The following is a 23,845-nucleotide window of genomic DNA, read 5'->3' on the forward strand; positions in this document are numbered from 1 at the left end:
CGCTCCCACAGGGAATGTGTAATGGCCAGCAGTAATGGCCATTCAGCTTCAATTAAGTTCGTCCAGCTAAGGTGTCGCCCACGCCCGGGAACCTGGCCCGGATCAAGCGCCGGAATTGCAGACGCTGGTACCATTGCGGCTTTCGAGAAGCTCACACCACTCGCACTGGCCAGTTCTACCGATGATCGGCAGCAGGGTATCGACCGGGATCTGGAATTAGACGCTGTCAGCGGGCAGGTTCTCAAGAATCATCAGGATTGGTAATGAACGTGTTTTTATTCAATCGATGCGCCGGCGGCCGGATGGCGCTGCTGCTTCTGGCATTTTGCTCAGCGGTGATGGCCCGCGACCTGGACCAGGATGAAGCCCTGCGCCTGCGTCAACAGGGCGTGATCCTGCCGCTGGAGCAACTGCTGCAGCAGGCAATGGATCGCTACCCCGGCTCGAAACTGCTGGAAGCCGAGCTCGAAGAAAAACACGACGTCTACATTTATGAAGTCGAGTTGCTGACCCCTGAAGGCGTGGTCCGCGAACTGGGCATCGATGCCGCCAACGGTCGCTTATTGAAAGACAAGGAAGACTGATCCATGCGTTTGCTTCTGGTGGAAGACCATGTGCCCCTGGCCGACGAACTGCTGGCCGGTCTCAACCGCCAGGGTTATGCGGTGGACTGGCTGGCCGACGGTCGCGACGCGGTGCATCAGGGCAGTACCGAACCTTACGACCTGATCATCCTCGACCTCGGTTTGCCCGGCGTGCCGGGGCTTGAGGTGCTGGCGCAATGGCGCGCGACGGGGCTGGCCACGCCGGTGCTGATCCTGACGGCCCGTGATTCCTGGGCCGAGCGCATCGAAGGCCTCAAGGCCGGTGCCGACGATTACCTGACCAAACCCTTTCATCCCGAAGAGCTGTTCTTGCGCATCCAGGCGCTATTGCGCCGTTCCCATGGCCAGGTCAACCAGCCGACGCTCAAGGCCGCAGGGCTGCACCTGGACGAAAGTCGCCAGTGCGTTGTCCGCGACGGTGCGGACATTCAACTGACTGCCGCGGAGTTTCGCCTGTTGCGTTATTTCATGCTGCACCCCGAGCAGATCCTCTCCAAAAGCCACCTCGCCGAACACCTCTACGACGGTGAAACCGAGCGCGATTCCAATGTGCTGGAGGTCCACGTCAACCATCTGCGCCGCAAGCTCGGCAAAAGCGTGATTGAAACCCGTCGCGGCCAGGGCTATCTGCTCGGCGGGCAAGCCCGGTGAGATCGATCCAGCGCCGCTTGAGCCTGGGCCTGATCAGCGTGATGGTGGTCGTTGGCCTGGTGCTGGCGCAAACCAGCCTGTGGCTGTTCGAAATGGGCTTGCAGCGCTACCTCGAAGCCGGGTTGCGCAATGACAGCGAGAACCTGCTGGCGGCCCTCGTGCGCGGGCCGCAAGGCTTGCAACTGGATGAACGACGGCTGTCGCCGGCCTATCAGCGGCCGTTTTCCGGGCATTATTTCCGCATCGATTTCGCCGACGGCCATTGGCGCTCCCGTTCCTTATGGGATCAGGAACTGCCGGCACTCGATCAACCCGGCCTGCACGACAACCTGCAACTGGGGCCGGAAGGGCAGCAGTTGCTGGTGCTGCGTACGGACTATCGACGTTCGGGGGTGCCGATTTCCATCAGCGTCGCCGAGGATTACACGCCGATACGCGAAAGCTTCCGGCGGGTGCAACAGCTTGGGTTGGGCCTCGGTTTGACCGGGCTGCTGCTGATTTTGCTGCTGCAGCGGATTACCGTGCGCCGCGCCTTGCGGCCGCTGGAGCAGGCGCGCGAACAGATCGCGCAGTTGCAGCGGGGCCAGCGCTCGCAACTCGATGATCAGGTGCCGGTGGAACTGGAGCCACTGGTGGCGCAGATCAATCACTTGCTGGCCCACACCGAGGACAGCCTCAAGCGCTCGCGCAATGCCCTGGGCAACCTCGGCCACGCGTTGAAAACGCCGTTGGCGGTGTTGTTGAGCCTGGCCTCGAGCGAACAGCTTGAGGCGCACCCGCAATTGCGCAAGACCCTCAGGGAACAACTGCAGCAGGTCGAACAGCGGCTCAACCGGGAACTCAATCGTGCGCGGTTGTCCGGCGATGCGTTGCCGGGCGCACTGTTTGATTGCGATGCCGAGTTCCCCGGATTGCTGGCAACCCTGAACATGATCCATGGCGAACACCTGGCGCTGAGCTACCGCGCACCGACCGGCCTGCAATTGCCATGGGATCGTGAAGACCTGCTGGAACTGTTGGGCAACCTGCTGGATAACGCCTGTAAATGGGCGGATGCCGAGGTTCGCGTGAGTGTGGCCGAAACGGCGGACGGGTTTGAACTGAGTGTCGAAGACGACGGCCCGGGCATCCCCGAAGAGCGTCGCGATCAGGTGTTCAGCCGAGGTACGCGGCTGGATGAACAAACCCATGGGCATGGCCTGGGGCTGGGCATCGTGCGCGACATCGTCGATAGCTGGGGCGGGAAACTGTCGTTACTGCAAAGCGAATGGGGCGGGCTGAAGGTCGTCATCGAATTACCCAGACACTGAGATCCATTGTGGGAGCGGGCTTGCTCGCGAAGGCGGTGTGTCAGTCGATAAAAATGTCTGCTGACACTCCGCCTTCGTCGGAACGCCGCCCGGAGCAAGCCCGCTCCCACAAGGGAGTGGCGCACCGGGCTCAGGTGTGATGAATCTCCCGATCCTTGGTTTCAGGCATGAAGAAAATACCCAGCACAGCCGTCATCACCGCGATGACGATCGGATACCACAGCCCATAGTAGATATCCCCGGTGGCCGCCACCATGGCAAACGCCACCGTCGGCAGGAAGCCACCGAACCAGCCGTTGCCGATGTGATAGGGCAGCGACATCGAGGTGTAGCGGATGCGCGCCGGGAACAGTTCCACCAGCCAGGCGGCAATCGGCCCGTAGACCATGGTCACGTAGATCACCAGGATCGTCAGCAGCAACAGCACCATCGGGTAGTTGGTCTTGGCCGGGTCGGCCTTCTCGGGGTAGCCGGCGTCCTTGAGGGCGGTGGCGAGGGTGGCGGTAAAGGCGTCGTTTTTGGCCTTGAAGTCGGCGCCCGGCATACCGGTGCCCTCGAAGCTCTCGATCACTTTCTCGCCAATGCGCACCTGCGCAACAGCGCCCGGCTCGGCTTTCACGTTCGCATAGGGGATGGCCCGCTTTGCCAACACGGTCTTGGCCAGGTCACAGGAACTGGTGAATTTGGCCTTGCCCACCGGGTCGAACTGGAACGAACACTGGTCGGGATTGGCAATGACCGTGACCGGATTTTTCTCCTGCGCGACGAACACGTCGGGGTTACCGTATTGGGTCAACGCATGGAAGATCGGGAAATAGGTCACGGCCGCGATAATGCAGCCGGCCATGATGATGCCTTTGCGGCCGATGCGGTCGGACAGGCTGCCGAAAAAGACAAAGAACGGAGTACTGATCAGCAGCGAGCCGGCAATCAGCAGGTTGGCGGTCTGCGGTTCGATCTTCAGCGTCTGCAGCAGGAAAAACAGCGCATAGAATTGCCCGGTGTACCAGACCACGGCCTGGCCGGCGGTGCCGCCGAGCAGGGCCATGATCACGATCTTGAGGTTGTCCCAACGGGCGAAGGATTCGGTCAATGGTGCCTTGGAGGACTTGCCTTCGGCTTTCATTTTCTGGAACACCGGCGACTCGCTGAGCTGCAGGCGGATGTACACCGAGATTATCAACAACAGGATCGACAGCAGGAACGGAATCCGCCAGCCCCAGGCTTCGAAGGTTTCGGTGCCCAGGACGGTGCGGCAGGCGAGGATCACCAGCAGTGAAAGAAACAGGCCGAGGGTGGCTGTCGTCTGAATCCACGAGGTGAAGTAGCCGCGTTTGCCCTTGGGGGCATGTTCGGCCACGTAGGTGGCTGCGCCGCCGTACTCACCGCCCAGCGCCAGACCTTGCAACAGGCGCAGGCTGATCAGAATGACCGGCGCGGCTACGCCGATGGTTGCATAGCCAGGCAGCATGCCTACCACGGCCGTGGAGACGCCCATGATCACGATGGTGATGAGAAAGGTGTGTTTGCGTCCGATCATGTCACCCAGCCGGCCGAACACGATGGCGCCGAAGGGCCGGACGGCGAAGCCTGCGGCGAAGGCGAGCAGGGCGAAGATGAAGGAAGTCGTTTCGTTGACACCGGCAAAGAAGTGCTTGGCGATGATCGCCGCGAGGGATCCGTACAGGTAGAAGTCATACCATTCGAACACGGTGCCCAGGGACGACGCGAAAATGACCTTGCGTTCCTCCCGGGTGATTCCGTGATGGGGTGTATGGTCCGTGGATGTGCTGTCGATTACTGCCATGAGTATTCTCCGTCTTGCACTTGTTGTAGGCCGGAGTTCCCACCAACATTTACCCTACCCAGGCCCTGGGGGTGATGTCATCGAATTACGGGTCTTGCATACAGGTTGACGCCTTGAAACGCTGCAAGGTTCCTAGAAGCATAATCACCTTGTGGCAGATATCCACTCGCCACTACGCCTTAGGTTGAAAGGAGGGGCTGGCACAAGAACTGTAGGAGCGAGCCTGCTCGCGATGGTGTGTCAGTGACGCCAAGGTGGCTGACACACCATCGCGAGCAAGCTCGCTCCTACAGGGGGGATGTTTGCGGGGTTTAAACGCGGAACTGATCCATCAGGCTCTGCTGCTGGTTCGCCAGGCTGTTGAGCGACTGGCTGACCCGTGCCGATTCATTGGCCTGGCCCGACAGCGACTCGGTCACGTCGCGAATGGTCGCCACGTTGTTGTTGATCTCCTCGGCCACCGCGCTTTGCTCTTCGGCGGCACTGGCGATCTGCATGTTCATGTCGTTGATCACGGTCACCGCATCACCGATCTGGCGCAGCGCCGTCACGGCCTGGCCAACCTGCTCGACACTGCCCTGGGCCTGACGATGGCTGTTGTTCATCGAACCCACTACATCTTGTGTGCCGCTTTGCAGTTGTTCGATCACCAGGCGGGTTTCCTCCACTGACTCCTGGGTCCGTCGCGCCAGGTTGCGCACCTCATCGGCGACCACGGCAAAACCGCGTCCGGCCTCACCGGCACGGGCTGCTTCGATCGCGGCGTTGAGAGCCAGCAGGTTGGTCTGCTCGGCGATCGCACGGATCACTTCCAGTACCGTGCCGATCTTCTCGCTGTTGGCTGCCAGGCCTTCGACCTGAACCATCGCCGCGCTCATGTCGGCGGCGAGGTTGTCGATGCTGGCGGTGGTGCGGTCGATCACGGTCAAACCCTGACGGGTCGCCTGATCGGCATCGCGGGCGGCGTGTGCCGCTTGCGCGGCGCTGCGGGCAACATCCTGGGCGGTGGCGCTCATTTCATGGGACGCCGTCGCCACCTGATCCACCTGACGGTATTGCTGTTCCATGCCGGCGCTGGTCTGGGTGGCGATGGCGGAAGACTGGTCCGCGGTGCTGCGGGCGTCCTGCACCGAGCGTTTCACTTCGGCGATGATCGGTTGCAGCTTGTCGAGGAAACGGTTGAACCAGCCGGCCAGTTGGCCCAGTTCATCCTTCTTGTCGTAAGCCAGCCGACGGGTCAGGTCACCTTCGCCGCTGGCGATGTCTTCGAGCATGTGCGCCACGCCGAGGATCGGTTTGGTGACGCTGCGGGCCATCAGCCACACCAGCACCAGGCCCAGCAGCGCGGCGAGTATCCCCAGGCCGAGCTCGACCAGCGTACCGGCGGTGTTGCTGTCGTCCAGTTGCTTTTTCAGGGCTTCGGCGGGGCCGACCAGGACTTTTTCCGGCACGTCGAGCAGCACGCCCCAGGATTTTCCGCCGGGAATCGGCTGGAACGGTGCCAGCACTTTCAGTTGCTGATTGCTGTGCAGGCTGCCGGTCTTGCTGCTGGCGGCAAGCATGCGCAGCAGTTCGGCGCCACTGGCCTTGTCCACGGCCTCCAGGCGCTGGCTGAGTTTGCTGGCGTCCGGGCTGTAGCCGGCGAGCAGGCCGGCCGGGCTGATGATGCTGACACTGGTCTGGCCGTCGTAGAGTTTCTTGCTGGCGCCCAGGCTGACCGCTTGCAGGCTGTTGAGGTTGATGTCCACCGACAGCGAGGCGATGACCTTGCCGTTGACCATCAGCGGGAAAACGATGCTGGTCATCAGCACGTTCTGGCCGTCGATCTCATAGAAGTACGGTTCGATCACGCACGGCTTGAGTGTGGTGCGCGGGCACGTGAACCAGGCGTTGGCCGCTTCGCCGCTGGGGCCGGTGCTGGTGTCGGCCATGTCCTTTTCCGGCAAGGCCATGGACGTCACTTTGCCCGGCGTCGGCTGCGACCAGTAGAGGGCGAAACGGCCCTTGTCGTTGCTGCCCAGTTCGGCTTGGCCGGTGAACAGGTCGTCCTTGCCATCCAGCCCGTTGGGTTCGAACACCAGGGACAGGCCGAGCAGGTCCGGGTTGGCCTGCAGGGCCGACTTGACCTGGCGGGTCAGGTCTTCGCGCAGGTCGAAGGCATCGAGAAAGCGCTTCTCGGCCTGCTCACGCAGGAACAGTACCTGGCGGGAGAAGCCGTGGCCGTACTGATAGGCGTCCATGAACTGCTGGCGAATCCCCAGCGCCTGGTTTTCGCCCTGGGACTCGATCCGGGCCTGGGCCGCTTCGGTCAGCATCTCCATGCTCGAGGCTTTCACCATCCCGGAGCTGTGCTCCATGCGGTACAGGGAAAGACCCACCAGCAGGGTCACGATGCCCGCCAGGCACAGCCCGGCCAGCAGGGTGATTTTCCATTGAATGGAAAGTTGTCTGAGCGACATGGAGACGTCCTTATTCGATAAATATCTGAGACTTTGCACTGTAGCGGCCGGAATTTCGGTTTCTTTATCCCGTCTATCGGCTATCAAGCACTTCCCCCTGTAGGAGCGAGCCTGCTCGCGATGGTCGTCAACGATGATGATGGAAACCTGATACCCCACGGTGCTCTCAAGTGCATCTCGAGCTAGCTCGCTCCTACAGGTCTCACATGCCGTTACATATCGATAGCGCCGGGGTGCTTTGACAAGTAGGTGATGCTGCGGCACAGTGCGCGCCCTCTAATAAAACCCATTCCTTAATCCGCTGGCGGCTCTTCGCAGACTGCCGGACGGAGTCTTTTCGTTTGTCTCGAGGTAAAGAAATGAATGCAGTAATTGCCGCGGTCGGCATCATGCTGGTACTCAGCCTGTCCCGCGTGCATGTAGTGATCGCCCTGATCGTCGGTGCGCTGGTCGGTGGCCTGACCGGTGGCCTGGGGATCGAGGCGACACTCAAGGCTTTCAACGGTGGCCTTGGCGGTGGGGCGACGGTGGCGCTGTCCTACGCCTTGCTGGGCGCTTTCGCCGTGGCCATTGCCAAGTCCGGCATGGCCCATGCGCTGGCGGACAAGGCGCTGGCAATGGTCGATCGCCAGCACGCCAGCGGCGGTGGTCAGGTCAAATGGCTGTTGATCGGCCTGCTCTGGGTCGTGGCCATTGCCTCGCAGAACATCCTGCCGATCCATATCGCGTTCATTCCGTTGCTGGTGCCGCCGCTACTGTATGTGCTGACCAGACTGCAACTGGACCGTCGACTGATCGCCTGTGTCATGACCTTCGGTTTGATCACGCCCTACATGTTCCTGCCGGTGGGCTTCGGCAACATCTTCCTCAATGAGATCCTGCTGGCCAACGTCGCGCGCAGCGGGGTGGACATCAGCGGCATCAATGTGACCCACGCCATGGGCATTCCCGCCCTGGGCATGGTGGCGGGCCTGCTGATCGCGTTTGTCAGCTACCGCAAGAAGCGTGTCTACGATCTGGCAAGGATCGAACAGGTCGAGCAAGTGGCGGTGCAGTACAACCCGCTGAGCCTGATGGTGGCTGGCGTGGCCGTCGCGGCGGCGTTCATCGTTCAGTTGTTGCTGGATTCTATGATTATCGGTGCACTGGTCGGCTTCCTGATTTTCTCGGTGTCGGGCATCGTCAAATGGCGCGACACCGATGACCTGTTCACCGAAGGCATGAAAATGATGGCGATGATCGGTTTCATCATGATCGCCGCCTCGGGATTTGCCGAAGTGATGAAGGCCACCGGTGAGGTGCAGACGCTGGTCGAGTCGTCGGCGTCGTACATCGATCACAGCAAGGGCATCGGTGCCTTGCTGATGCTGCTGGTGGGGCTGCTGGTGACCATGGGCATCGGCTCTTCGTTCTCCACCGTGCCAATTCTGGCGGCGATCTTCGTGCCGCTGTGCGTGCAACTGGGCTTCAGCCCGTTGGCGATCGTGTGCATCGTCGGTACCGCCGGTGCCTTGGGCGACGCCGGGTCGCCGGCTTCGGACTCGACCCTCGGCCCGACCTCCGGCCTGAACATCGACGGCCAGCACCATCACATCTGGGACACCGTGGTCCCGACCTTCCTGCACTACAATCTGCCGCTGCTGGCGTTCGGCTGGGTGGCGGCGATGGTCCTGTAACCCCGGAACCCCGGAACCCCGGAACCCCGGAACCCCTTGTAGGAGCGAGCTTGCTCGCGATGGTCGTTAACGATGCCGCGTGTTTACTGACTAAACGCAGCGCTCTTGGGTCCATCGCGAGCAGGCTCGCTCCTACAGGGGCTCGCAAGTCCATCTCACAGCGTTCAACTTTTGCCCTGGCGTGCCGTTAAAGCTTTTACCCACGCCAACAAAATCAAAAGAGTGAACGTCATGCGCATGAGCCTCAAGGCTAAAGTCCTGTCCCTTGCCGTCCTCCCGGTGTTGCTGTTTGCGCTGGTCATCAGCCTGACCACGCTGTTCATTCTTCAGGATCAGGCGCGCAAGGAAGTCGAGCAGACCCGCGAACGCCTGCTCAGCGATGCCAAGGCGACCCTGCAAAGCTACGTGGCCGTGGCCATGACCGCGATCAAACCGCTTTACGACGCGGCCGCCCCCGGCGATCAGGCGGCGCGGGCCCAGGTGATCAAGCTGCTGTCGAGCATCACCTATGGCAAGGACGGCTACTTCTTCGGCTACGACTCCAACACCGTGCGCCTGTTCAAGGCCAGCAGTCCCGAAGGCGTGGGCCAGAGCTTCAAGGACAACCGCGATCCGAACGGTGTCTACGTCAACCGCGATCTGGTGAAAGTCGCCAGGGACGGTACGCACTACCTGCAATACAGCTCGCCATTACCCGGTAACTCCCAGGTGCTGGTGCCCAAGCTCGGCTACACCGAATACCTGCCGAAGTGGGACATGGCGGTCGGTACCTCGGTCAACCTCGACGGCATTGAAGCGCAAGTGGCGGTGGTCGAAGCCAAGGTCCAGGAGCGCATGCAAGGCATGGTGCTGAGCATCGTCGGCGTGGCGGTCGTGGTGCTGCTGGTGATTGCCGCTGCCGGAATGTTGCTGGCCAACACCATTCTGCGTCCGCTGCATCTGATGAAAGCCAACCTCGACGACATCGCGGCAGGCGAGGGCGATCTGACCCGTCGCCTGACGCTCACCAGTCAGGATGAGCTCGGCGAGCTGGCGGGCTCGTTCAACCGTTTCGTCGACAAGATTCACGGGCTGGTACGGCAGATCACCGAAATGACCTCGCAACTGACCGGGCTGGTGAGTCAGGTGTCCGACCAGGCCCATCGCTCGGACCAGGCCATGGAGCGTCAACGCCATGAGACCGATCAGGTGGCCACGGCGATCAATGAAATGTCGGCGGCGGCCCAGGAAGTGGCCAAGAGCGCGCAGAACGCCGCGGTGGCAGCCCAGCAGACCGACGAAGAAGGGCAGGCGGCCAAGCGTGTGGTGGCCGGCAGCATCGAGAAGATCCATGCGCTGGTGGACGACATCCGCAGTAGTGGCGTGTCCCTCGACAGCTTGCAAAAAGACGTGTCGTCGATTGTCAGCGTGCTCGGGGTGATCCGCTCGATTGCCGAGCAGACCAACCTGCTGGCGCTCAACGCGGCCATCGAAGCCGCCCGTGCGGGGGAGGCCGGACGCGGTTTTGCGGTGGTGGCCGATGAAGTGCGGGCGCTGGCCAGCCGCACGCAAATCAGCACCCAGGAAATCCAGGGCATGATCGACCGCTTGCAGGCCGGCACCCGGTCTGCAGTGGAGGCGATGCGCCGCTCCAGCGAGGCTGGCGATGGCACCTCGGCCCAGGCCAACGAGGCGGGGGCTTCGCTGGACACCATGGCGCAACTGATCGCGACCATCAATTCGATGAATGCGCAGATCGCCAGCGCCGCCGAAGAGCAGACCGCCGTGGCCGAAGAGATCAATCGCAGCGTGCACCAGATTGCCGTGGCGGTGGATAACGTCGCCGACGAAACCCAACTCGGTGCGCAAACGTCCCGTAGCCTGGCCGACCTCGGTCAGCGCCTGGGCAGTCTGGTCGGGCAGTTCCGTATCTGACAGAACAGAGACAAGACCTGTGGGAGCGGGCTTGCTCGCGAAGGCGGTGTGTCAGACAACAATTATCGTGACTGACACTCCCTCTTCGCGAGCAAGTCGAATCGTCGCACCGCCGCTCCCACAGGGATTTGTAATCGGCAGGAGCGACAGCCACTACACTTATCCTGTGCATCCGAGCACGGGACGACCTTGCTAGAGGAGTCAGCTCCATGATTGACCGTGAAAGTATCTGCGATTGTCCGAAATGTACCTGCAAACTCGGTGAACATCCGATTGCCCGTCACGGCAAGCATTACTGCTGTGAAGCCTGCGCCAAACACCATGAGCACGGCGAGGAGTGCGCTCATAAAGACTGCAAGTGCGCCCACTGAAAACCACGGTACACGCAAAAGTGGAGCCTAGTCCGGCTCCACTTCCAGCCTGAGGCTGCCATCCTCCAGGCGTTCGCTGCGGCGGACGTTGCCCTGCAAGCGCCGCCCTTCGACCCGCAGCACCAGGGTCCTGGCATGCTCCAGATCTTTCGGCAGTGGTGCCGGGACGCGTATAGCGAAGCAAAAGGCGTCATTTTCGACCTGTTCCAGTCCGATCCGGCACTCGGCGCTTTTGGTGATGCGGCCGAGCGACGTGTCCAGACCGTAGTCCAGTTGCGCAGGGCTGCTGATGGGTGTTGCGCTCATGTCCCGTCCCCCGAACCTGATGGTTGCCTGAGATTAGTGCGCCGGCCGCCATCTGACATTTTCCACGCCGAATTTTTCAGCCATCGGCTTGCTGGTCTTTTGCACCTTCTCGCGTCCAAAACGGGGGATTCGCCCCACCCCCGCGTCACAGCTCGCCCAATGCCAGGCTTCTGTGTTATCCATTTTTTCCAGTCGGATAATGAAAGACTTTGGAGCGCCATGGAGGGTGTACTCGATGACGAATAATTTTGCACTGTTCATAAAGCCGCGGTTCCTCCCTGTTGTACATAGAAGGATCGCGTGCCATCGGGAAAATTCACTCGGATTGTCGGACGGCGGCGGTTGCTGGCGACAAATTCGACGCCCCGTTACCATGCAGTCTTACCGTCCCCCAATGAACATTGACCATGGCCCTCGCCGCACCGCCTGACCTGAGTGACACCGATGTGCCTGTGCAGCCGCTGGCTCGCACCTATCCGCGCGGGTTGTACATCGAGCCCCATGAGCACGTCTGGGGCCAGTTGCTGTATGCGATGAGCGGGGTGATGTGGGTCGAGACGCCGCACGAGGCACTGGTAGTGCCGCCGCAGCGGGCGGTGTGGTTGCCGCCCGGCGTGCCCCACGGGATTCGCGTGGTGTCCGACCTGCAAATGCGCAATATCTACTTGCGCCCGTCCCTGGCGGCGACCCTGGATGACAGCGTGCAAGTCATCGAGGTCGGCGGCTTGCTGCGCGAGCTGATCGTCGGCCTGGTGGAGCAGGGCAACGACGGGCCGCCCGAGTATTACGACGCGCTGGTGGGGCTGGCGCTGCTGGAGCTCAGGCGCGCCAGGCGTTCGCTGCTCAAGATCCCGCTGCCGGACGATTCCGATCGACGGCTGATGAACCTGTGTCAGGCGGTCATGTCTGCGCCTTCGCTGGATATTCCGTTCGAACAGCATGCAGAAACCGCCGGTGCCAGCGTGCGGACCCTGGCGCGGCTGTTCAAGGACGGTTTGGGCATGGGCTTCGCCGAGTGGCGGCGTCAGGTGCAACTGGCGACGGCGGTGGCCGGGTTGATCCAGGGCGTACCGGTCAGCGCGATTGCCCGGGAGCTGGGCTATTCGCCGAGCAGCTTCAGTGACATGTTTCGGCGTGAACTGGGTGTCGCCCCGTCACAGTTTCCGGCGGCGCAACGCCAAGGCTGAATTCGCCGGGCCATGCTTTGGCCGAAATTCAGAAGCACTTGGCCGATGCTCGCCAGCGTCGCCCTCTAGACTCAACGCATACCTCAATTGCCCCCGGAGTCTGCCGTGAACTACCTCATGTCAGTGGCCATCGGTCTGGGCGTCGGTCTGCTCTACGGCGCCCTGGATTTTCGTTCCCCCGCACCCCCGGCCATCGCGCTGGTTGGCCTGCTCGGCATGCTCGCCGGTGAAAAGCTCTGGCCGATGGGGCGCGAGCTGGTGGCTGGCTGGATTTCCTGAACCCTCTTTGACTCGATGGATACGCCCATGAAAGCTCTGCAATTCGATAAAACCGGTGATCTCTCGGCCCTGCGCTACGTCGAGGTGCCTACCCCCGTTCCCGGCGCCAATGAAGTGCTGGTCGAGATCAAGGCCGCGGGGCTCAACCCCAGCGATGTGAAGAACGTGCTGGGGCGTTTTCCCTACACCACCCTGCCGCGGATTCCCGGTCGTGATTTTGCCGGTGTGGTCGTGGCCGGCCCGCAGGCGCTTATCGGTCAGGAAGTCTGGGGTACGGGCCGGGAACTGGGCTTTTTCGCCGACGGTTCCCACGCGCAGTTCGTCAAGCTGCCGGCCAATGGCGTAGCGCTCAAACCCACGCACCTGAGCTTCGCCCAGGCCGCCAGCCTCGGCGTGCCGTACACCACGGCGTGGGATGCGCTGGAACGCAGCCTGGTGACCGCCGAAACCCGATTGCTGGTCATCGGTGGCGGAGCGGTCGGCAGTGCCGCGCTGGCCTTGGCCAAGGTGCGCGGTGCCCGGGTGCTGGCGGCTGCGCGGCGTCCCGAGCAGGTCAAGGACTTGCAGGACCAGGGTTACCAGACCCTGCAACTGGATAAACCCGAAGACCTTGGGGCCCAGGTCAACGCGGTCTATGCCGGCGGCGCCGATGTGATTTTCGACACCACCGGATTCTGGCTGCCAGCCTCGGTGCCAGCCCTGGCCGCGTTCGGTCGCATCGCGATCATCGCGGCACCGGTGGACGGTCACGTACAGTTGCCGGCCCTGGCGTTGTATCGCAAGGGCGGCTCAGTGGTGGGGATCAACTCGTTGCTGTACGGGGTACAGGCGTGTGCGGCGATGCTCGAGCAGTTTGGCCGGTTCTTCGATCAGGACCTGTTGCCGTTGCCGCAGGGCTTGTTCGAGTCGCCATTGGCCGAAGGTGTGGAGCGTTATGCCGAAGTGAATCAGGGCAGCGGTGACAAGGTGATTTTGCTGCCATGACCACGATCAATGTGGGAGCGGGCTTGCTCGCGAAGACGGCGGCACATCCGGCATTGATGTGTCTGACACTCCGCCTTCGTCGGAACGCCGCCCGGAGCAAGCCCGCTCCCACAAGGTCCGTGGCCCGCATGCCCCGCTCTGCTAGAATCGGCCTCATTGACCCTATGAGGTGCCCCATGAGCGAGCCGATTCGCCTGACCCAATACAGCCACGGCGCTGGATGCGGTTGCAAGATTTCCCCCCAGGTGCTGGAAGTGATTTTGGCCGGCAGCGGGGCGCAGAACCTCGACCCGAAACTCTGGGTCGGCAACGCCTCACGCGACGATGCGGCGGTGTATGCCATCGACGAAGAGCGCGGAGTGGTCTCGACCACGGACTTTTTCATGCCGATCGTCGACGATCCCTTCGATTTCGGTCGAATTGCCGCCACCAATGCCATCAGCGACATCTATGCGATGGGCGGCGATCCGTTGATGGCGATTGCGATCCTGGGCTGGCCGGTGAACGTGCTGGCCCCGGAAGTTGCCCGGGAAGTGATACGCGGCGGCCGTTCGGTATGTGACGAGGCGGGCATCCCGCTGGCAGGTGGGCACTCCATCGACGCGCCAGAACCGATCTTTGGCCTGGCCGTCACCGGTCTGGTGGATAAGCGCCACATGAAGCGCAACGACACTGCCACGGCCGGTTGCCTGCTCTATCTCACCAAACCCCTGGGCATCGGCATCCTTACGACGGCCGAGAAAAAGGGCAAGTTGCGCAATGCCGACATCGGCCTGGCCCGGGACTGGATGTGCACCCTGAACAAACCCGGCAGCCGTTTCGGCAAGCTCGACGGCGTAACCGCGATGACCGATGTCACCGGTTTCGGCCTGCTCGGGCACCTGGTGGAAATGGCCGACGGCAGCCAGCTCACGGCGCGTATCGAATATGACCGCGTACCGCGCTTGCCGGGTGTCGAGTATTACCTCGAACAGGGCTGCGTACCGGGCGGTACGCTGCGCAATTTCGACAGCTACGCCAGCAAGCTCGGGCGGCTCCAGGAACTGCACAAACGCGTGCTTTGCGATCCGCAGACCAGCGGCGGCCTGCTGATTGCCGTCACGCCGCAAGGCAACGAGCAGTTTCTCTCGGTGGCCGCCGAACTGGGCCTGAGCCTGGAGCCGATCGGTGAACTGGTCGAACGACAGAGCAACGCGGTCGAGGTGATTTGATGTCTGTCGACTGCACCGATTACCGCGACATCTTCCTCAACGACCGGCCCATGATGGACGCCCGCGCACCAGTCGAATTCAACAAGGGCGCGTTTCCCGGTGTGGTCAACCTGCCGTTGATGAATGACCTTGAACGCCAGCGGGTCGGCACGTGCTACAAGCAGCATGGCCAGCAGGCGGCCATCACGCTGGGGCATCAACTGGTGTCGGGCGCGGTCAAGGCCGAACGCATCCAGGCCTGGGCCGATTTTGCCAAGGCGCATCCCGATGGCCTGCTGTATTGCTTTCGCGGCGGCCTGCGCTCGCAGATAGTCCAGCAATGGCTCAAGGACGAGGCGGGCATCGATTACCCACGGGTGGGTGGCGGCTACAAGGCCATGCGTACCTTCCTGCTGGATACCCTCGATCAAGCCTTGACCCAGTGCGATTTCGTCCTGTTGGGCGGTATGACCGGCACTGGCAAGACCGAAGTGCTCAAGCAATTGGGCAACAGCGTGGACCTTGAAGGTCATGCCAACCATCGCGGTTCCAGTTTCGGCAAGCGCGCCACGGGCCAGCCATCGAACATCGACTTCGAAAACCGTTTGGCCGTGGATGTGCTGAAAAAACGCGCCAGTGGCATCGAGCAGATCGTTTTGGAAGACGAAAGCCGCGCGGTGGGCAGTTGTGCGTTGCCATTGCCGCTGTACCAGGGCATGCAGCAGTTTCCGATGGTGTGGCTGGAAGACAGCCTGGAAGGTCGGGTAGAGCGGATCCTGCGCGATTACGTGGTGGATCTGTGCGCAGAATTCATCGACGTGCATGGCGAGGAGGGCTTTGCGCTGTTTTCCGAACGGTTGCTGGCGAGCCTCAACAATGTGCAGAAACGCCTGGGCGGCGAACGTCATCGGCGCATGCTGGTTTTGATGGAAGAGGCGTTGGCAGAGCAGGCCCGTAGTGGCGCGGTGGATCTGCACCGCGGCTGGATCGAAGGGTTGCTGCGCGAGTATTACGATCCGATGTACGCGTTTCAGCGAGAGAAGAAAGGCGCGCGGATCGAGTTTGCCGGGGAGCGGGGGGCGGTTCTCGAGTACCTGCGTGAGCGAGTGAATCAACGAAAGTGATGTCGGTTTTACTGGTCCCTTCGCGAGCAAGCCCGCTCCCACATTTAATCAGCGCCGTTCACAATATTTGTGTTCGCTGGAGATCGAATGTGGGAGCGGGCTTGCTCGCGAAGGGGCCCGACCAAGCAATGAGTCACTCAGGTCGGACAGGTTTGCGAGCCATTATCCAGGCCTTGCTTGTACACATGGCTCTGCAAACTGGCCTTGCCGTTGTGCCAGGTCAGGGTGAGTACATACAGCGAGTCATAATCGCTGGACTCCCAGTCTTCCATGATGGTCATTTTCTTGCCGGTGGCTTCGCCGGCCACCGTGTTGATCAGCTCCGGCAGGTAGCCGTGCGACCAGGCGGTGTAGATGACCGAGTTGTGATACTTGTCGTGAAGCAGCTCTTCGGCCAGGTCACTGGTGTCATTCGCGGAAAAATTGATGTTCACCGGCAGGCCCAGCTTGATGGCGCTGGGGCTGATGGTCATCAGGGGACGGATGTAGCTGTAGGAATTGTCGAACTCGCCTTCCTCGACGTTACGGGTCGGGTTTGCGGCAAACACATAGTTGGCCTTGCCAAACTTTTCCGGCAGCAGCGTCGCCAGGTCGATGGCGCGGTTCAGTCCCTGGCAATTGAGCTGGCCCAGGCCACCGGCGGGTTTTTCCCCGTGGCGCAGGAAGACCAGCGTCTGGGTTCCATCCATCGGTTGGGCGCGGCTTTGACTGGCCTCCAGCGACAGGAACACCGAACTGACCGCCAGCAAGACGGGCAGCAGCAGGTAGGCGCGATGTCTGAAGCGGTTGGCAATATTGAACAAATTCATGAATAGAGGGTTCTTCAGCGCAATTCGGTTAAGTCTGACAAACCTTTACACCACGATGTTCCAGCGTCGGGTGTTTTCCATGTCGTTGAAACCGGTCCGTTTTCAAAGGGGTGGTGCTCAGAGTCCCCTGAGCCCGTTTGGTTCGATTCTGGTCGAGCGCGCAGCAATGTACCGGCAACCTTAACGGTTTTCAGTGAAGGTTAGCGACAGGATGTTGCGAAATCGTGGACACGCTACACCTGATGGTGTTGAAACGGTCGTGATCTCTTTTGATCTCGTCTATCAGCGAGATTAATGGCTGCAAGGGATCGCAGAGCCGCTATCTCCATTATGATCGTCACTCTCAATGTCTTCGTGGATCCAGCCCATGACCGATTTGTCCGCATTCCCCATCACCCGCAAATGGCCTGCCCAATACCCGGAGTGGATTCAGCTGTACTCCTTGCCGACCCCCAACGGCGTCAAGGTCTCGATCATGCTCGAAGAGATCGGCCTGCCGTATGAACCTCACCGGGTAGGGTTTGACACCAACGACCAGATGTCCCCGGAATTTCTTTCCCTCAATCCCAACAACAAGATTCCGGCGATCCTCGACCCCCACGGTCCGGACGACAAGCCACTGGCGCTGTTCGAGTCGGGAGCGATCCTGATCTACCTGGCCGACAAGAGCGGACAACTGCTGGCCCAGGAATCGGCTGCGCGCTACGAAACGATTCAGTGGCTGATGTTCCAGATGGGCGGCATTGGCCCGATGTTCGGCCAACTCGGGTTTTTCAACAAGTTCGCCGGCAAGGACTACGAGGACAAGCGTCCACGTGACCGCTACGTCGAGGAAAGCAAACGCCTGCTCAAGGTGCTCGACGGCCGCCTTGAAGGGCGCGACTGGATCATGGGCGAACGCTACACCATCGCCGACATCGCCACCTTCCCGTGGGTGCGCAACCTGATTGGCTTCTATGAAGCTGGCGATCTGGTGGGCATTCAAAACTTCCCTAACGTCACGCGGGTGCTGGAACGCTTCCTGGCGCGGCCGGCGGTGGTGCGCGGGTTGGAAATCCCGAAACCAGTCTCGAATTAAACCTCTTGCCTGTAGGAGCGAGCTTGCTCGCGATGGTCGTTAACGATGACGCGTGTTTACTGACTAAACGCAGCGCTCTTGAGTCCATCGCGAGCACGCTCGCTCCTACATTTCGTCCTCTGAAATTCAGGAATAGCCATGTCCAGTCAGTTCCCCGAAGCACGCCCACGCCGTCTGCGCCGCAATGCGAGTCTGCGCAGCCTGTTCCAGGAGACCGAGTTCAGCCTGAACGATCTGGTGCTGCCGATTTTCGTCGAAGAAGAAATCGACGACTTCGTGCCGATCAAGAGCATGCCCGGTGTGATGCGCATTCCCGAGTCGAAGCTGGCCGGCGAGATCGAGCGCTACGCCCGTGCCGGGATCAAGTCGGTGATGACCTTCGGCGTGTCCCATCACCTGGACAGCAGCGGCAGCGACACCTGGCGCGATGACGGCCTGGTCTCGCGCATGTCGCGCATTGCCAAGGACGCTGTGCCGGAAATGATCGTGATGTCCGACACCTGCTTTTGCGAATACACCGATCACGGCCATTGTGGCGTGTTGCACAACCATGAAGTCGACAACGACCAGACCCTGATCAACCTCGGCAGGCAAGCGGTGGCGGCGGCCCGTGCCGGTGCCGATGTGATCGCCCCGTCGGCGGCGATGGACGGGCAGGTCCAGGCGATTCGCCGGGCCCTCGATGACGCCGGCTTTACCCAGACGGCGATCATGGCCTATTCGACCAAATTCGCCTCGGCGCTCTATGGCCCGTTCCGCGAGGCGGGTGGCAGTGCGCTCAAGGGCGACCGCAAAATCTACCAGATGAACCCGATGAATCGCCGCGAAGCGGTGCGCGAATCGTTGCTCGACGAACAGGAAGGCGCCGATGCATTGATGGTCAAGCCGGCCGGTGCGTATCTGGACATCATCCGCGACATTCGCGAAGCCTCGCGCCTGCCGCTGTCGGCGTATCAGGTGAGCGGTGAGTACGCGATGATCAAGTTTGCCGCCCAGGCCGGGGCCATCGATGAAGACCGCGTGGTGCGCGAGAGCCTCGGGGCGATCAAGCGTGCCGGGGCAGACCTGATCTTTACTTACTTTGCGATGGATCTGGCGTTGGCCGGAATCTAGGCACCAGCGCATATCTCCCTGTAGGAGCGGGCTTGCTCGCGATGGACTCAAGAGCGCCGCGTCTAGTCAGTAAACACGCGTCATCGTTAACGACCATCGCGAGCAAGCTCGCTCCTACAAGGAAGGATGTGGTGTCTTCAGGGCGCGCCAAAAAACGGCCGGATCCCGTGATCACGCAAGTACCGTTCGATCACTTTCGGGTCCGAGCACGTCTCGGCGATCGCCACGTAGGTATCGGGCCGTAACAGATAAAACCCGTTGCGCCCCAGCCCCGCCGCTTCGAACGCCGGTCGCCAGTCGAACACGTGCAGCGGCAGATGGTGCTCGTGGCACCAGGCAATCATCTCGTCGCTGGTGTCGCCATAGACATGCACCTGCCAGGTCAGGCACTTGAGCGACTCGAAATTATCCCCCTCACCGTCATGGGCCCAGGGCAGGCGATCACCGCCATGCACGTGCCCGGCAATGCCTGCGCTCAATGGCATGCCCCGATAATTCAGGGTTATTTGCGATATCGTACGAAACATGAATTCGCGGGAGGTTTCGAACGAGGTTATTTTCGGGATCAAGAGCGGTGCCAGGCGTGTCCGTAGCAAATCGGCCATCCGCCCCTCGGCGGTGATGAAGTTGAATACCCGGTCAGTGGTGGCCACCAGTCTGCGGGCGAAGGCGATGCGCTCGGTTTCATAGGTGTCGAGCAGTCTGGCCTCGGCACCACCGCTCAACACGGCCGCCAGTTTCCAGGCCAGGTTGATGGCATCGCCAATCCCGGTGTTCATGCCCTGACCGCCCGCCGGGCTGTGCACATGGGCGGCATCACCCAGCAAAAACGCCCGGTCTTTGCGGAAGTGATCCGCCACCCGATGATGCACGCGATAGGTCGAAAACCAGTTCAGTTGCTCGATCTTCACCTTCATGTGCTCGATGGCCCGGCTGCTGACGTCCTCGAAGCGCAGGGTCTCGGCGTGTTCGGCGCGCTCGTCGCGCACCGTGCCGATCAGACGGGCACGACCACTGTCTCCCAGTGGGAACACGGCGAGGAAGTCCGCCTCGTCGAGATCCACGTGCAGTTCGCCGTTGAATGTCGGGCCGCTGCCCTGCACGTCGGCGACGTAGAAAATCTGCTGGTAAGTGCCGCCGGGAAATCCGGTATCCAGGGTCTTGCGCACAATCGACCGCGCACCGTCGCATCCGGCCAGGTAACAGGCCTGGCAGATTTCCTGTTGACCATCGGGCAGGTGCAGCGTGGCCGTGATGCCGTCTGCGGTTTGCTCGAAGCCTGTCAGTTCAGTGTTGCGTTCCACCACGATACCGAAGGCTTCCAGACGCTCGATCAGCAGCCGTTCGTGTTCGTCCTGCGGGTAAATCTCGAGAAACGAGTAGGGGGTCAGGCCCTCACCGATCTGAGACAGGGGCAGGCGCGCCACGGGCTCACCCTTGACCCAGAAGTTGCCGGCCACCACCCGATGGCCGTTTTGCACCACGGCGTCGTCCAGTCCGAGCTGGCGATACAACTCCAGCGTCCGTGCCTGGACGGCCAGCGCCCGGGACGTGGTGCCGGGGGCGGAGGTTTTGTCGACAATCCGCACGCGCACGCCCAGTTTGCTCAGCCACAATGCCAGGACCAGCCCGGTCGGGCCGGCGCCGATGATCAACACGTCGCTGCGGTGCATGAGCCTGTTCTCCTCGCTACGTGGATAAAGTATGGTCCAGTCGGGGAGGGCGGCAACCATCGGACTACCGCGGCCGTAGCCGCTGGCATGCCATTGGTCGTATGGTTGGCCCCGACCAACGGATTAGATGGAACGACATGCAAGCCAATCGATTGATCTCAAGCATCGCCGCCTTGCTGGTACTGGCCGGTTGCGGCAGCCAGCGAACCCAGGAGCCGGCGGCGCGCAGTCCGGCCGAAGTGAAGGCTGAGATTGTGCGTTTGCTGCCGGCGAAAGCTGCCGATCCCCAGGGTTGGGCCACGGATATCCAGGTGGCGTTTACCGCGCAAGACATCTCGCCGACCACGAAGAACCTGTGCTCGGTGCTGGCCGTGACCGAACAGGAGTCGACCTTTCAGGTCGATCCGAGCGTACCGGGGCTGGGCAAGATCGCCCGCGACGAGATCGACCGTCGTGCCGCCAAGGCACACATTCCAGGCCTGTTGGTGAGCGGAGCGTTAAAGCTCGATTCGCCCAATGGCAAAAGCTACAGCGACCGCCTGAATGCCGCGCGCAGCGAAAAGGAACTGAGCGCCATTTTCGACGATTTCATCGGCATGGTACCGATGGGCAAAAAACTGTTCGGTGGCTTCAACCCGGTGCATACCGGCGGGCCGATGCAGGTCGCGATTGATTTTGCCGAGCAGCAGGCCAAAGGTTATCCGTACCCGGTGAAGGGCTCGATTCGCCATGAAGTGTTTACCCGGCGCGGCGGCATGTATTTCGGCATCGCGCATCTGCTTGGCTATCCGGTGAGCTATCCGCAGCCGCTGTACCGCTTTGCGGATTTCAACGCGGGTTGGTACGCCAGCCGCAACGCCGCGTTTCAGAATGCGGTGAGCCGGGCATCCGGTATCCCGTTGGCGCTGGACGGCGATCTGGTGAACTACGGTTCGATCATGCCCGGTACCACGGAACTGGCCGTGCGTACCCTTGGCAAGCAACTGGACATGCGCAATCCGACGATCCGGGAGCAACTGGAGGAGGGGAAAACCCTGGCGTTCGAAGACAGCAAACTCTATCGGCGGGTCTTCGAGCTGGCCGAAAGGGCCGAGGGTCGGCCGTTACCCCGTGAAGTGTTGCCGGGGATTGTGCTGCAAAGCCCGAAAATCACCCGCAAACTCACCACCGCGTGGTTCGCCAAGCGGGTCGATGAGCGTTACCAGCGCTGCATGGCGCGGGCGGGGAAGTAATCGCGGGGTAAAAAGCACAAAAAACCCGGCTGTTGAGGCCAATGCTGTTCCGTCTAGCGAGAATGATCCCCTGTAGGAGCGAGCTTGCTCGCGATGGTCGTTAACGATGCCGCGGGTTTACTGACTAAACGCAGCGCTCTTGAGTCCATCGCGAGCAAGCTCGCTCCTACAGTGGGTGAATCCTTCTTGCGTGACTGAACAACATCAGGCTGTTGAGGCCGGGCTTTTCTTTGCGTCCTGCGGTAAAGCACTGCATTCAGACAGCGCGGCTTTCGATCAGGCGATCCGAGCCACCTTCGGCAACGCGGTTCTGCAGGAGCTTGTCGGAACCGCCTTCGGCAACACGTTTTTCCAGTAGGCGATCCGAACCACCTTCAGCCACACGATTCTCGATCAGGCGATCGGAACCACCCTCGGCGACACGGCTTTCAATCAGACGATCCGAGCCGCCTTCAGCGACCACAGGTTGAGCAGAAGTTGCGGCGAAAGCGTTAACTGCGAAAACCGAGAAAGCGATGCTGAGAAGGGTCTGGCGTTTCATGATGGTGTGCTCCGGGGTGCTGATGGGTTGGTATGGAGCAGATGTTACGCCGTGGATTTTTTAAGAGAACTTCATTGAGGTGATGGTGAACATCGACGGCAATGATAGGTACGACGCCATACCTGTTGTGAGCGTGATGGTGCGATCGCCGGACGGTCGCTGTGTGGCGGGTAGCGGCTTCTACACTGGATAGCTGGCGTGTTCGTCTGCCGGGACGGTTGATGAGGCGCCACAGAGAACGCGGTGTACAAGGAGACGTTCATGTACCAGCTCTACGGTTATCGGAACTCCGGGGCGGCGGCCATCGAGGCCGCCCTTGAACTCTGTGATATTCCTTATCGCTTCATCGATGTCGAGACGTCTGCAGAGGCGGCCCAGGCGCTGGAGAAGCTCAATCCGCTCAAACAGATTCCGACCTTGCAGCTACCCGATGGCGGTGTGCTGACCGAGAGCGCGGCGATCCTGATCCACCTCGGCCTGACCTTCCCCGCATCGGCATTGTTGCCGCAAGACCCGGCCGAGCGGGGCCAGGCCATTCGTGGCCTGGCCTACATCGCCAGCAATTGCTATGCGGCCATCGGCATCATTGACTACCCCGAACGCTGGCTGGTCGAGGCGGATGAGTCGTCCAGGCAGAACCTCATGGCGGGAGCCCGCCGGCGCCTGCACTGGAGTTGGGAGGTGTTTGCCGATCAGTTCTCGGGCGAGTTGTATCTGGGCAGCGAGAAACCAGGGGCCCTGGATGTGCTGGCGGCGGTGATCTCGCGATGGGCGGGCAGTCGGGAACATTTGCGCACTGCCCGGCCGGGGTTCTTCGCCTGGCTGGAACGCATCGATCGTCACCCGGCACTGGCACCGGTGTTCGCCCGGCATTGGCCGGCCTGAACACCGAAAAACCAAAGGTGGGAGCGGGCTTGCTCGCGAAGGCGGTGGGTCAGTCAACATTAATGCTGCCTGACACTACGCTTTCGCGAGCAAGCCCGCTCCCACAAGGGATCTTCGGTGTGTCGAATTATTCCCCGCGAATGTACTGTTCCAGCTGGCGAATCAGTTCAGCCTGTTCGGCAATGGCTTCCTTCACCAGGTCACCGATCGACAGCAGGCCGATCAATTTGCCATTTTCCACTACAGGCAAGTGACGCAGGCGCTTATCGGACATGATGCCAAGGCAAGTATCCACGGTTTGATGGGTGTCGACGGTAATCACCGGCGACACCATGATGTCGCGTACCGGCGTGCCCACTGAGGAGCGGCCGTGCAGCACCAGTTTGCGCGCATAATCGCGTTCGCTGATGATGCCCACCACTTCATCATTGTCCACCACCAGCAAGGCACCGACGTTTTTCTCGGCCATCTTCATCAGCGCTTCAAGCACCATGTGATCGGGTTTGATCTGGTGCACTTCCTGATTCTTCTGATCTTTGAGCTTGAGCAGTTGGGCGACGGTTTTCATGGTGGTTACTCGGGTGTTGTCGTTGTCCTTGAAGAATCGTAGACGCAAGCGTTCAGGGCAAGGGCGAAAGCGGCAGATAACAC

The 23,845-nt window shown here is 61.2% G+C and carries 23 protein-coding genes and 3 pseudogenes; 17 read left to right on the forward strand and 9 right to left on the reverse strand.

Features of this window, described 5'->3' with window-relative positions:
* Nucleotides 1–73: 73 nt before the first annotated feature.
* The 4 genes and pseudogenes from ACEN8Q_RS01420 to ACEN8Q_RS01435 all read left to right on the forward strand — a co-directional run.
* Nucleotides 74–264 (forward strand): annotated as a pseudogene (locus ACEN8Q_RS01420) (peptidase); the annotation flags it as partial.
* Complete coding sequence (locus tag ACEN8Q_RS01425; protein WP_413704380.1) at nt 264–584, forward strand: PepSY domain-containing protein; 321 nt, start codon at nt 264–266, stop codon at nt 582–584. The pseudogene ACEN8Q_RS01420 and the gene ACEN8Q_RS01425, both read left to right, overlap by 1 nt.
* 3 nt (nt 585–587) lie before the next feature.
* The gene (locus tag ACEN8Q_RS01430; protein ID WP_057396084.1) at nt 588–1,256 is read left to right on the forward strand and encodes a response regulator transcription factor; all 669 of its coding nucleotides are present in this window, start codon (nt 588–590) and stop codon (nt 1,254–1,256) included.
* Nucleotides 1,253–2,566, forward strand: a complete 1,314-nt coding sequence (locus tag ACEN8Q_RS01435; protein WP_413423031.1) for a sensor histidine kinase — start codon at nt 1,253–1,255, stop codon at nt 2,564–2,566. The genes ACEN8Q_RS01430 and ACEN8Q_RS01435 overlap by 4 nt, the downstream gene beginning before the upstream one ends.
* 130 nt (nt 2,567–2,696) lie before the next feature.
* Here the strand turns inward: ACEN8Q_RS01435 and ACEN8Q_RS01440 are convergent, their stop codons facing one another.
* From ACEN8Q_RS01440 to ACEN8Q_RS01450, 3 genes and pseudogenes are all read right to left on the reverse strand, one after another.
* A complete protein-coding gene (locus tag ACEN8Q_RS01440) occupies nt 2,697–4,373 on the reverse strand; it encodes an MFS transporter (RefSeq protein ID WP_413704381.1) in 1,677 nt (558 codons plus the stop codon).
* Nucleotides 4,374–4,684: 311 nt separating this feature from the next.
* Nucleotides 4,685–5,440: a methyl-accepting chemotaxis protein gene (locus ACEN8Q_RS01445; protein WP_413423127.1), complete on the reverse strand. Its 756-nt coding sequence runs from the start codon at nt 5,438–5,440 to the stop codon at nt 4,685–4,687.
* A 102-nt stretch (nt 5,441–5,542) separates the two neighbouring features.
* Nucleotides 5,543–6,832: pseudogene (locus tag ACEN8Q_RS01450) on the reverse strand (HAMP domain-containing protein); the annotation flags it as partial.
* 359 nt (nt 6,833–7,191) lie between these two features.
* On the opposite strand from ACEN8Q_RS01450, the gene ACEN8Q_RS01455 reads away from it, so the two are divergent.
* The 4 genes and pseudogenes from ACEN8Q_RS01455 to ACEN8Q_RS01470 all read left to right on the forward strand — a co-directional run bounded on the left by ACEN8Q_RS01455 (nt 7,192) and on the right by ACEN8Q_RS01470 (nt 10,793).
* The gene (locus ACEN8Q_RS01455) at nt 7,192–8,508 is read left to right on the forward strand and encodes a Na+/H+ antiporter family protein (protein ID WP_413704382.1); all 1,317 of its coding nucleotides are present in this window, start codon (nt 7,192–7,194) and stop codon (nt 8,506–8,508) included.
* 237 nt (nt 8,509–8,745) lie between these two features.
* Nucleotides 8,746–9,564: pseudogene (locus tag ACEN8Q_RS01460) on the forward strand (cache domain-containing protein); the annotation flags it as partial.
* Between the two features lie 102 nt (nt 9,565–9,666).
* Nucleotides 9,667–10,422: a methyl-accepting chemotaxis protein gene (locus ACEN8Q_RS01465; protein WP_413423129.1), complete on the forward strand. Its 756-nt coding sequence runs from the start codon at nt 9,667–9,669 to the stop codon at nt 10,420–10,422.
* 209 nt (nt 10,423–10,631) lie between these two features.
* Nucleotides 10,632–10,793: a metallothionein gene (locus tag ACEN8Q_RS01470; protein ID WP_085718940.1), complete on the forward strand. Its 162-nt coding sequence runs from the start codon at nt 10,632–10,634 to the stop codon at nt 10,791–10,793.
* A gap of 27 nt (nt 10,794–10,820) precedes the next feature.
* Here ACEN8Q_RS01470 and ACEN8Q_RS01475 read toward each other — a convergent pair whose 3' ends face one another.
* Both ACEN8Q_RS01475 and ACEN8Q_RS01480 read right to left on the reverse strand, forming a co-directional pair.
* Complete coding sequence (locus ACEN8Q_RS01475; RefSeq protein WP_413423037.1) at nt 10,821–11,099, reverse strand: hypothetical protein; 279 nt, start codon at nt 11,097–11,099, stop codon at nt 10,821–10,823.
* Nucleotides 11,100–11,132: 33 nt separating this feature from the next.
* Nucleotides 11,133–11,360 (reverse strand): DUF6555 family protein, encoded by a 228-nt coding sequence (locus ACEN8Q_RS01480; RefSeq protein ID WP_413423039.1) that lies wholly within the window; start codon nt 11,358–11,360, stop codon nt 11,133–11,135.
* A gap of 146 nt (nt 11,361–11,506) precedes the next feature.
* On the opposite strand from ACEN8Q_RS01480, the gene ACEN8Q_RS01485 reads away from it, so the two are divergent.
* The 5 genes from ACEN8Q_RS01485 (at nt 11,507) to mnmH (ending at nt 15,863) form a co-directional block, all read left to right on the forward strand.
* The gene (locus ACEN8Q_RS01485; protein ID WP_413423041.1) at nt 11,507–12,286 is read left to right on the forward strand and encodes an AraC family transcriptional regulator; all 780 of its coding nucleotides are present in this window, start codon (nt 11,507–11,509) and stop codon (nt 12,284–12,286) included.
* A gap of 105 nt (nt 12,287–12,391) precedes the next feature.
* A complete protein-coding gene (locus ACEN8Q_RS01490) occupies nt 12,392–12,565 on the forward strand; it encodes a DUF1427 family protein (protein WP_413423043.1) in 174 nt (57 codons plus the stop codon).
* A 27-nt stretch (nt 12,566–12,592) separates the two neighbouring features.
* Nucleotides 12,593–13,549: a quinone oxidoreductase family protein gene (locus ACEN8Q_RS01495; RefSeq protein WP_413704383.1), complete on the forward strand. Its 957-nt coding sequence runs from the start codon at nt 12,593–12,595 to the stop codon at nt 13,547–13,549.
* A gap of 176 nt (nt 13,550–13,725) precedes the next feature.
* Nucleotides 13,726–14,760, forward strand: a complete 1,035-nt coding sequence (selD, locus tag ACEN8Q_RS01500) for a selenide, water dikinase SelD (protein WP_413423047.1) — start codon at nt 13,726–13,728, stop codon at nt 14,758–14,760.
* On the forward strand, nt 14,760–15,863 hold the full coding sequence (gene mnmH / locus ACEN8Q_RS01505; RefSeq protein ID WP_413704384.1) for a tRNA 2-selenouridine(34) synthase MnmH: 1,104 nt from the start codon (nt 14,760–14,762) through the stop codon (nt 15,861–15,863). The genes selD and mnmH overlap by 1 nt, the downstream gene beginning before the upstream one ends.
* Nucleotides 15,864–16,000: 137 nt before the next feature.
* Here mnmH and ACEN8Q_RS01510 read toward each other — a convergent pair whose 3' ends face one another.
* Nucleotides 16,001–16,672, reverse strand: a complete 672-nt coding sequence (locus ACEN8Q_RS01510; protein ID WP_413704385.1) for a histidine phosphatase family protein — start codon at nt 16,670–16,672, stop codon at nt 16,001–16,003.
* Nucleotides 16,673–17,039: 367 nt separating this feature from the next.
* Here ACEN8Q_RS01510 and ACEN8Q_RS01515 point away from each other — a divergent pair, with 367 nt between their 5' ends.
* Both ACEN8Q_RS01515 and hemB read left to right on the forward strand, forming a co-directional pair.
* Nucleotides 17,040–17,750: a glutathione S-transferase family protein gene (locus tag ACEN8Q_RS01515; RefSeq protein WP_413423053.1), complete on the forward strand. Its 711-nt coding sequence runs from the start codon at nt 17,040–17,042 to the stop codon at nt 17,748–17,750.
* A gap of 138 nt (nt 17,751–17,888) precedes the next feature.
* A complete protein-coding gene (hemB, locus tag ACEN8Q_RS01520; protein WP_413704386.1) occupies nt 17,889–18,863 on the forward strand; it encodes a porphobilinogen synthase in 975 nt (324 codons plus the stop codon).
* Between the two features lie 137 nt (nt 18,864–19,000).
* On the opposite strand, the gene ACEN8Q_RS01525 is transcribed toward hemB, so the two are convergent.
* Nucleotides 19,001–20,536 (reverse strand): FAD-dependent oxidoreductase, encoded by a 1,536-nt coding sequence (locus tag ACEN8Q_RS01525; RefSeq protein WP_413423056.1) that lies wholly within the window; start codon nt 20,534–20,536, stop codon nt 19,001–19,003.
* Nucleotides 20,537–20,673: 137 nt separating this feature from the next.
* Between ACEN8Q_RS01525 and ACEN8Q_RS01530 the strand changes: the two genes are divergently transcribed.
* On the forward strand, nt 20,674–21,768 hold the full coding sequence (locus ACEN8Q_RS01530; RefSeq protein ID WP_413704387.1) for a DUF1615 domain-containing protein: 1,095 nt from the start codon (nt 20,674–20,676) through the stop codon (nt 21,766–21,768).
* A 256-nt stretch (nt 21,769–22,024) separates the two neighbouring features.
* On the opposite strand, the gene ACEN8Q_RS01535 is transcribed toward ACEN8Q_RS01530, so the two are convergent.
* Nucleotides 22,025–22,309, reverse strand: coding sequence for a hypothetical protein (locus ACEN8Q_RS01535; protein WP_413704388.1), 285 nt, complete (start codon nt 22,307–22,309; stop codon nt 22,025–22,027).
* Nucleotides 22,310–22,570: 261 nt separating this feature from the next.
* Here ACEN8Q_RS01535 and ACEN8Q_RS01540 point away from each other — a divergent pair, with 261 nt between their 5' ends.
* Entirely contained in the window at nt 22,571–23,194 is a 624-nt protein-coding gene (locus ACEN8Q_RS01540) for a glutathione S-transferase (protein ID WP_413423060.1), read from the forward strand.
* Nucleotides 23,195–23,321: 127 nt separating this feature from the next.
* On the opposite strand, the gene ACEN8Q_RS01545 is transcribed toward ACEN8Q_RS01540, so the two are convergent.
* Nucleotides 23,322–23,762, reverse strand: a complete 441-nt coding sequence (locus ACEN8Q_RS01545; protein WP_413423062.1) for a CBS domain-containing protein — start codon at nt 23,760–23,762, stop codon at nt 23,322–23,324.
* Nucleotides 23,763–23,845 lie beyond the last annotated feature (83 nt).

This window comes from Pseudomonas sp. Pseusp16 (genome assembly GCF_047324915.1).
GTDB lineage: Bacteria > Pseudomonadota > Gammaproteobacteria > Pseudomonadales > Pseudomonadaceae > Aquipseudomonas > Aquipseudomonas fluorescens_CD.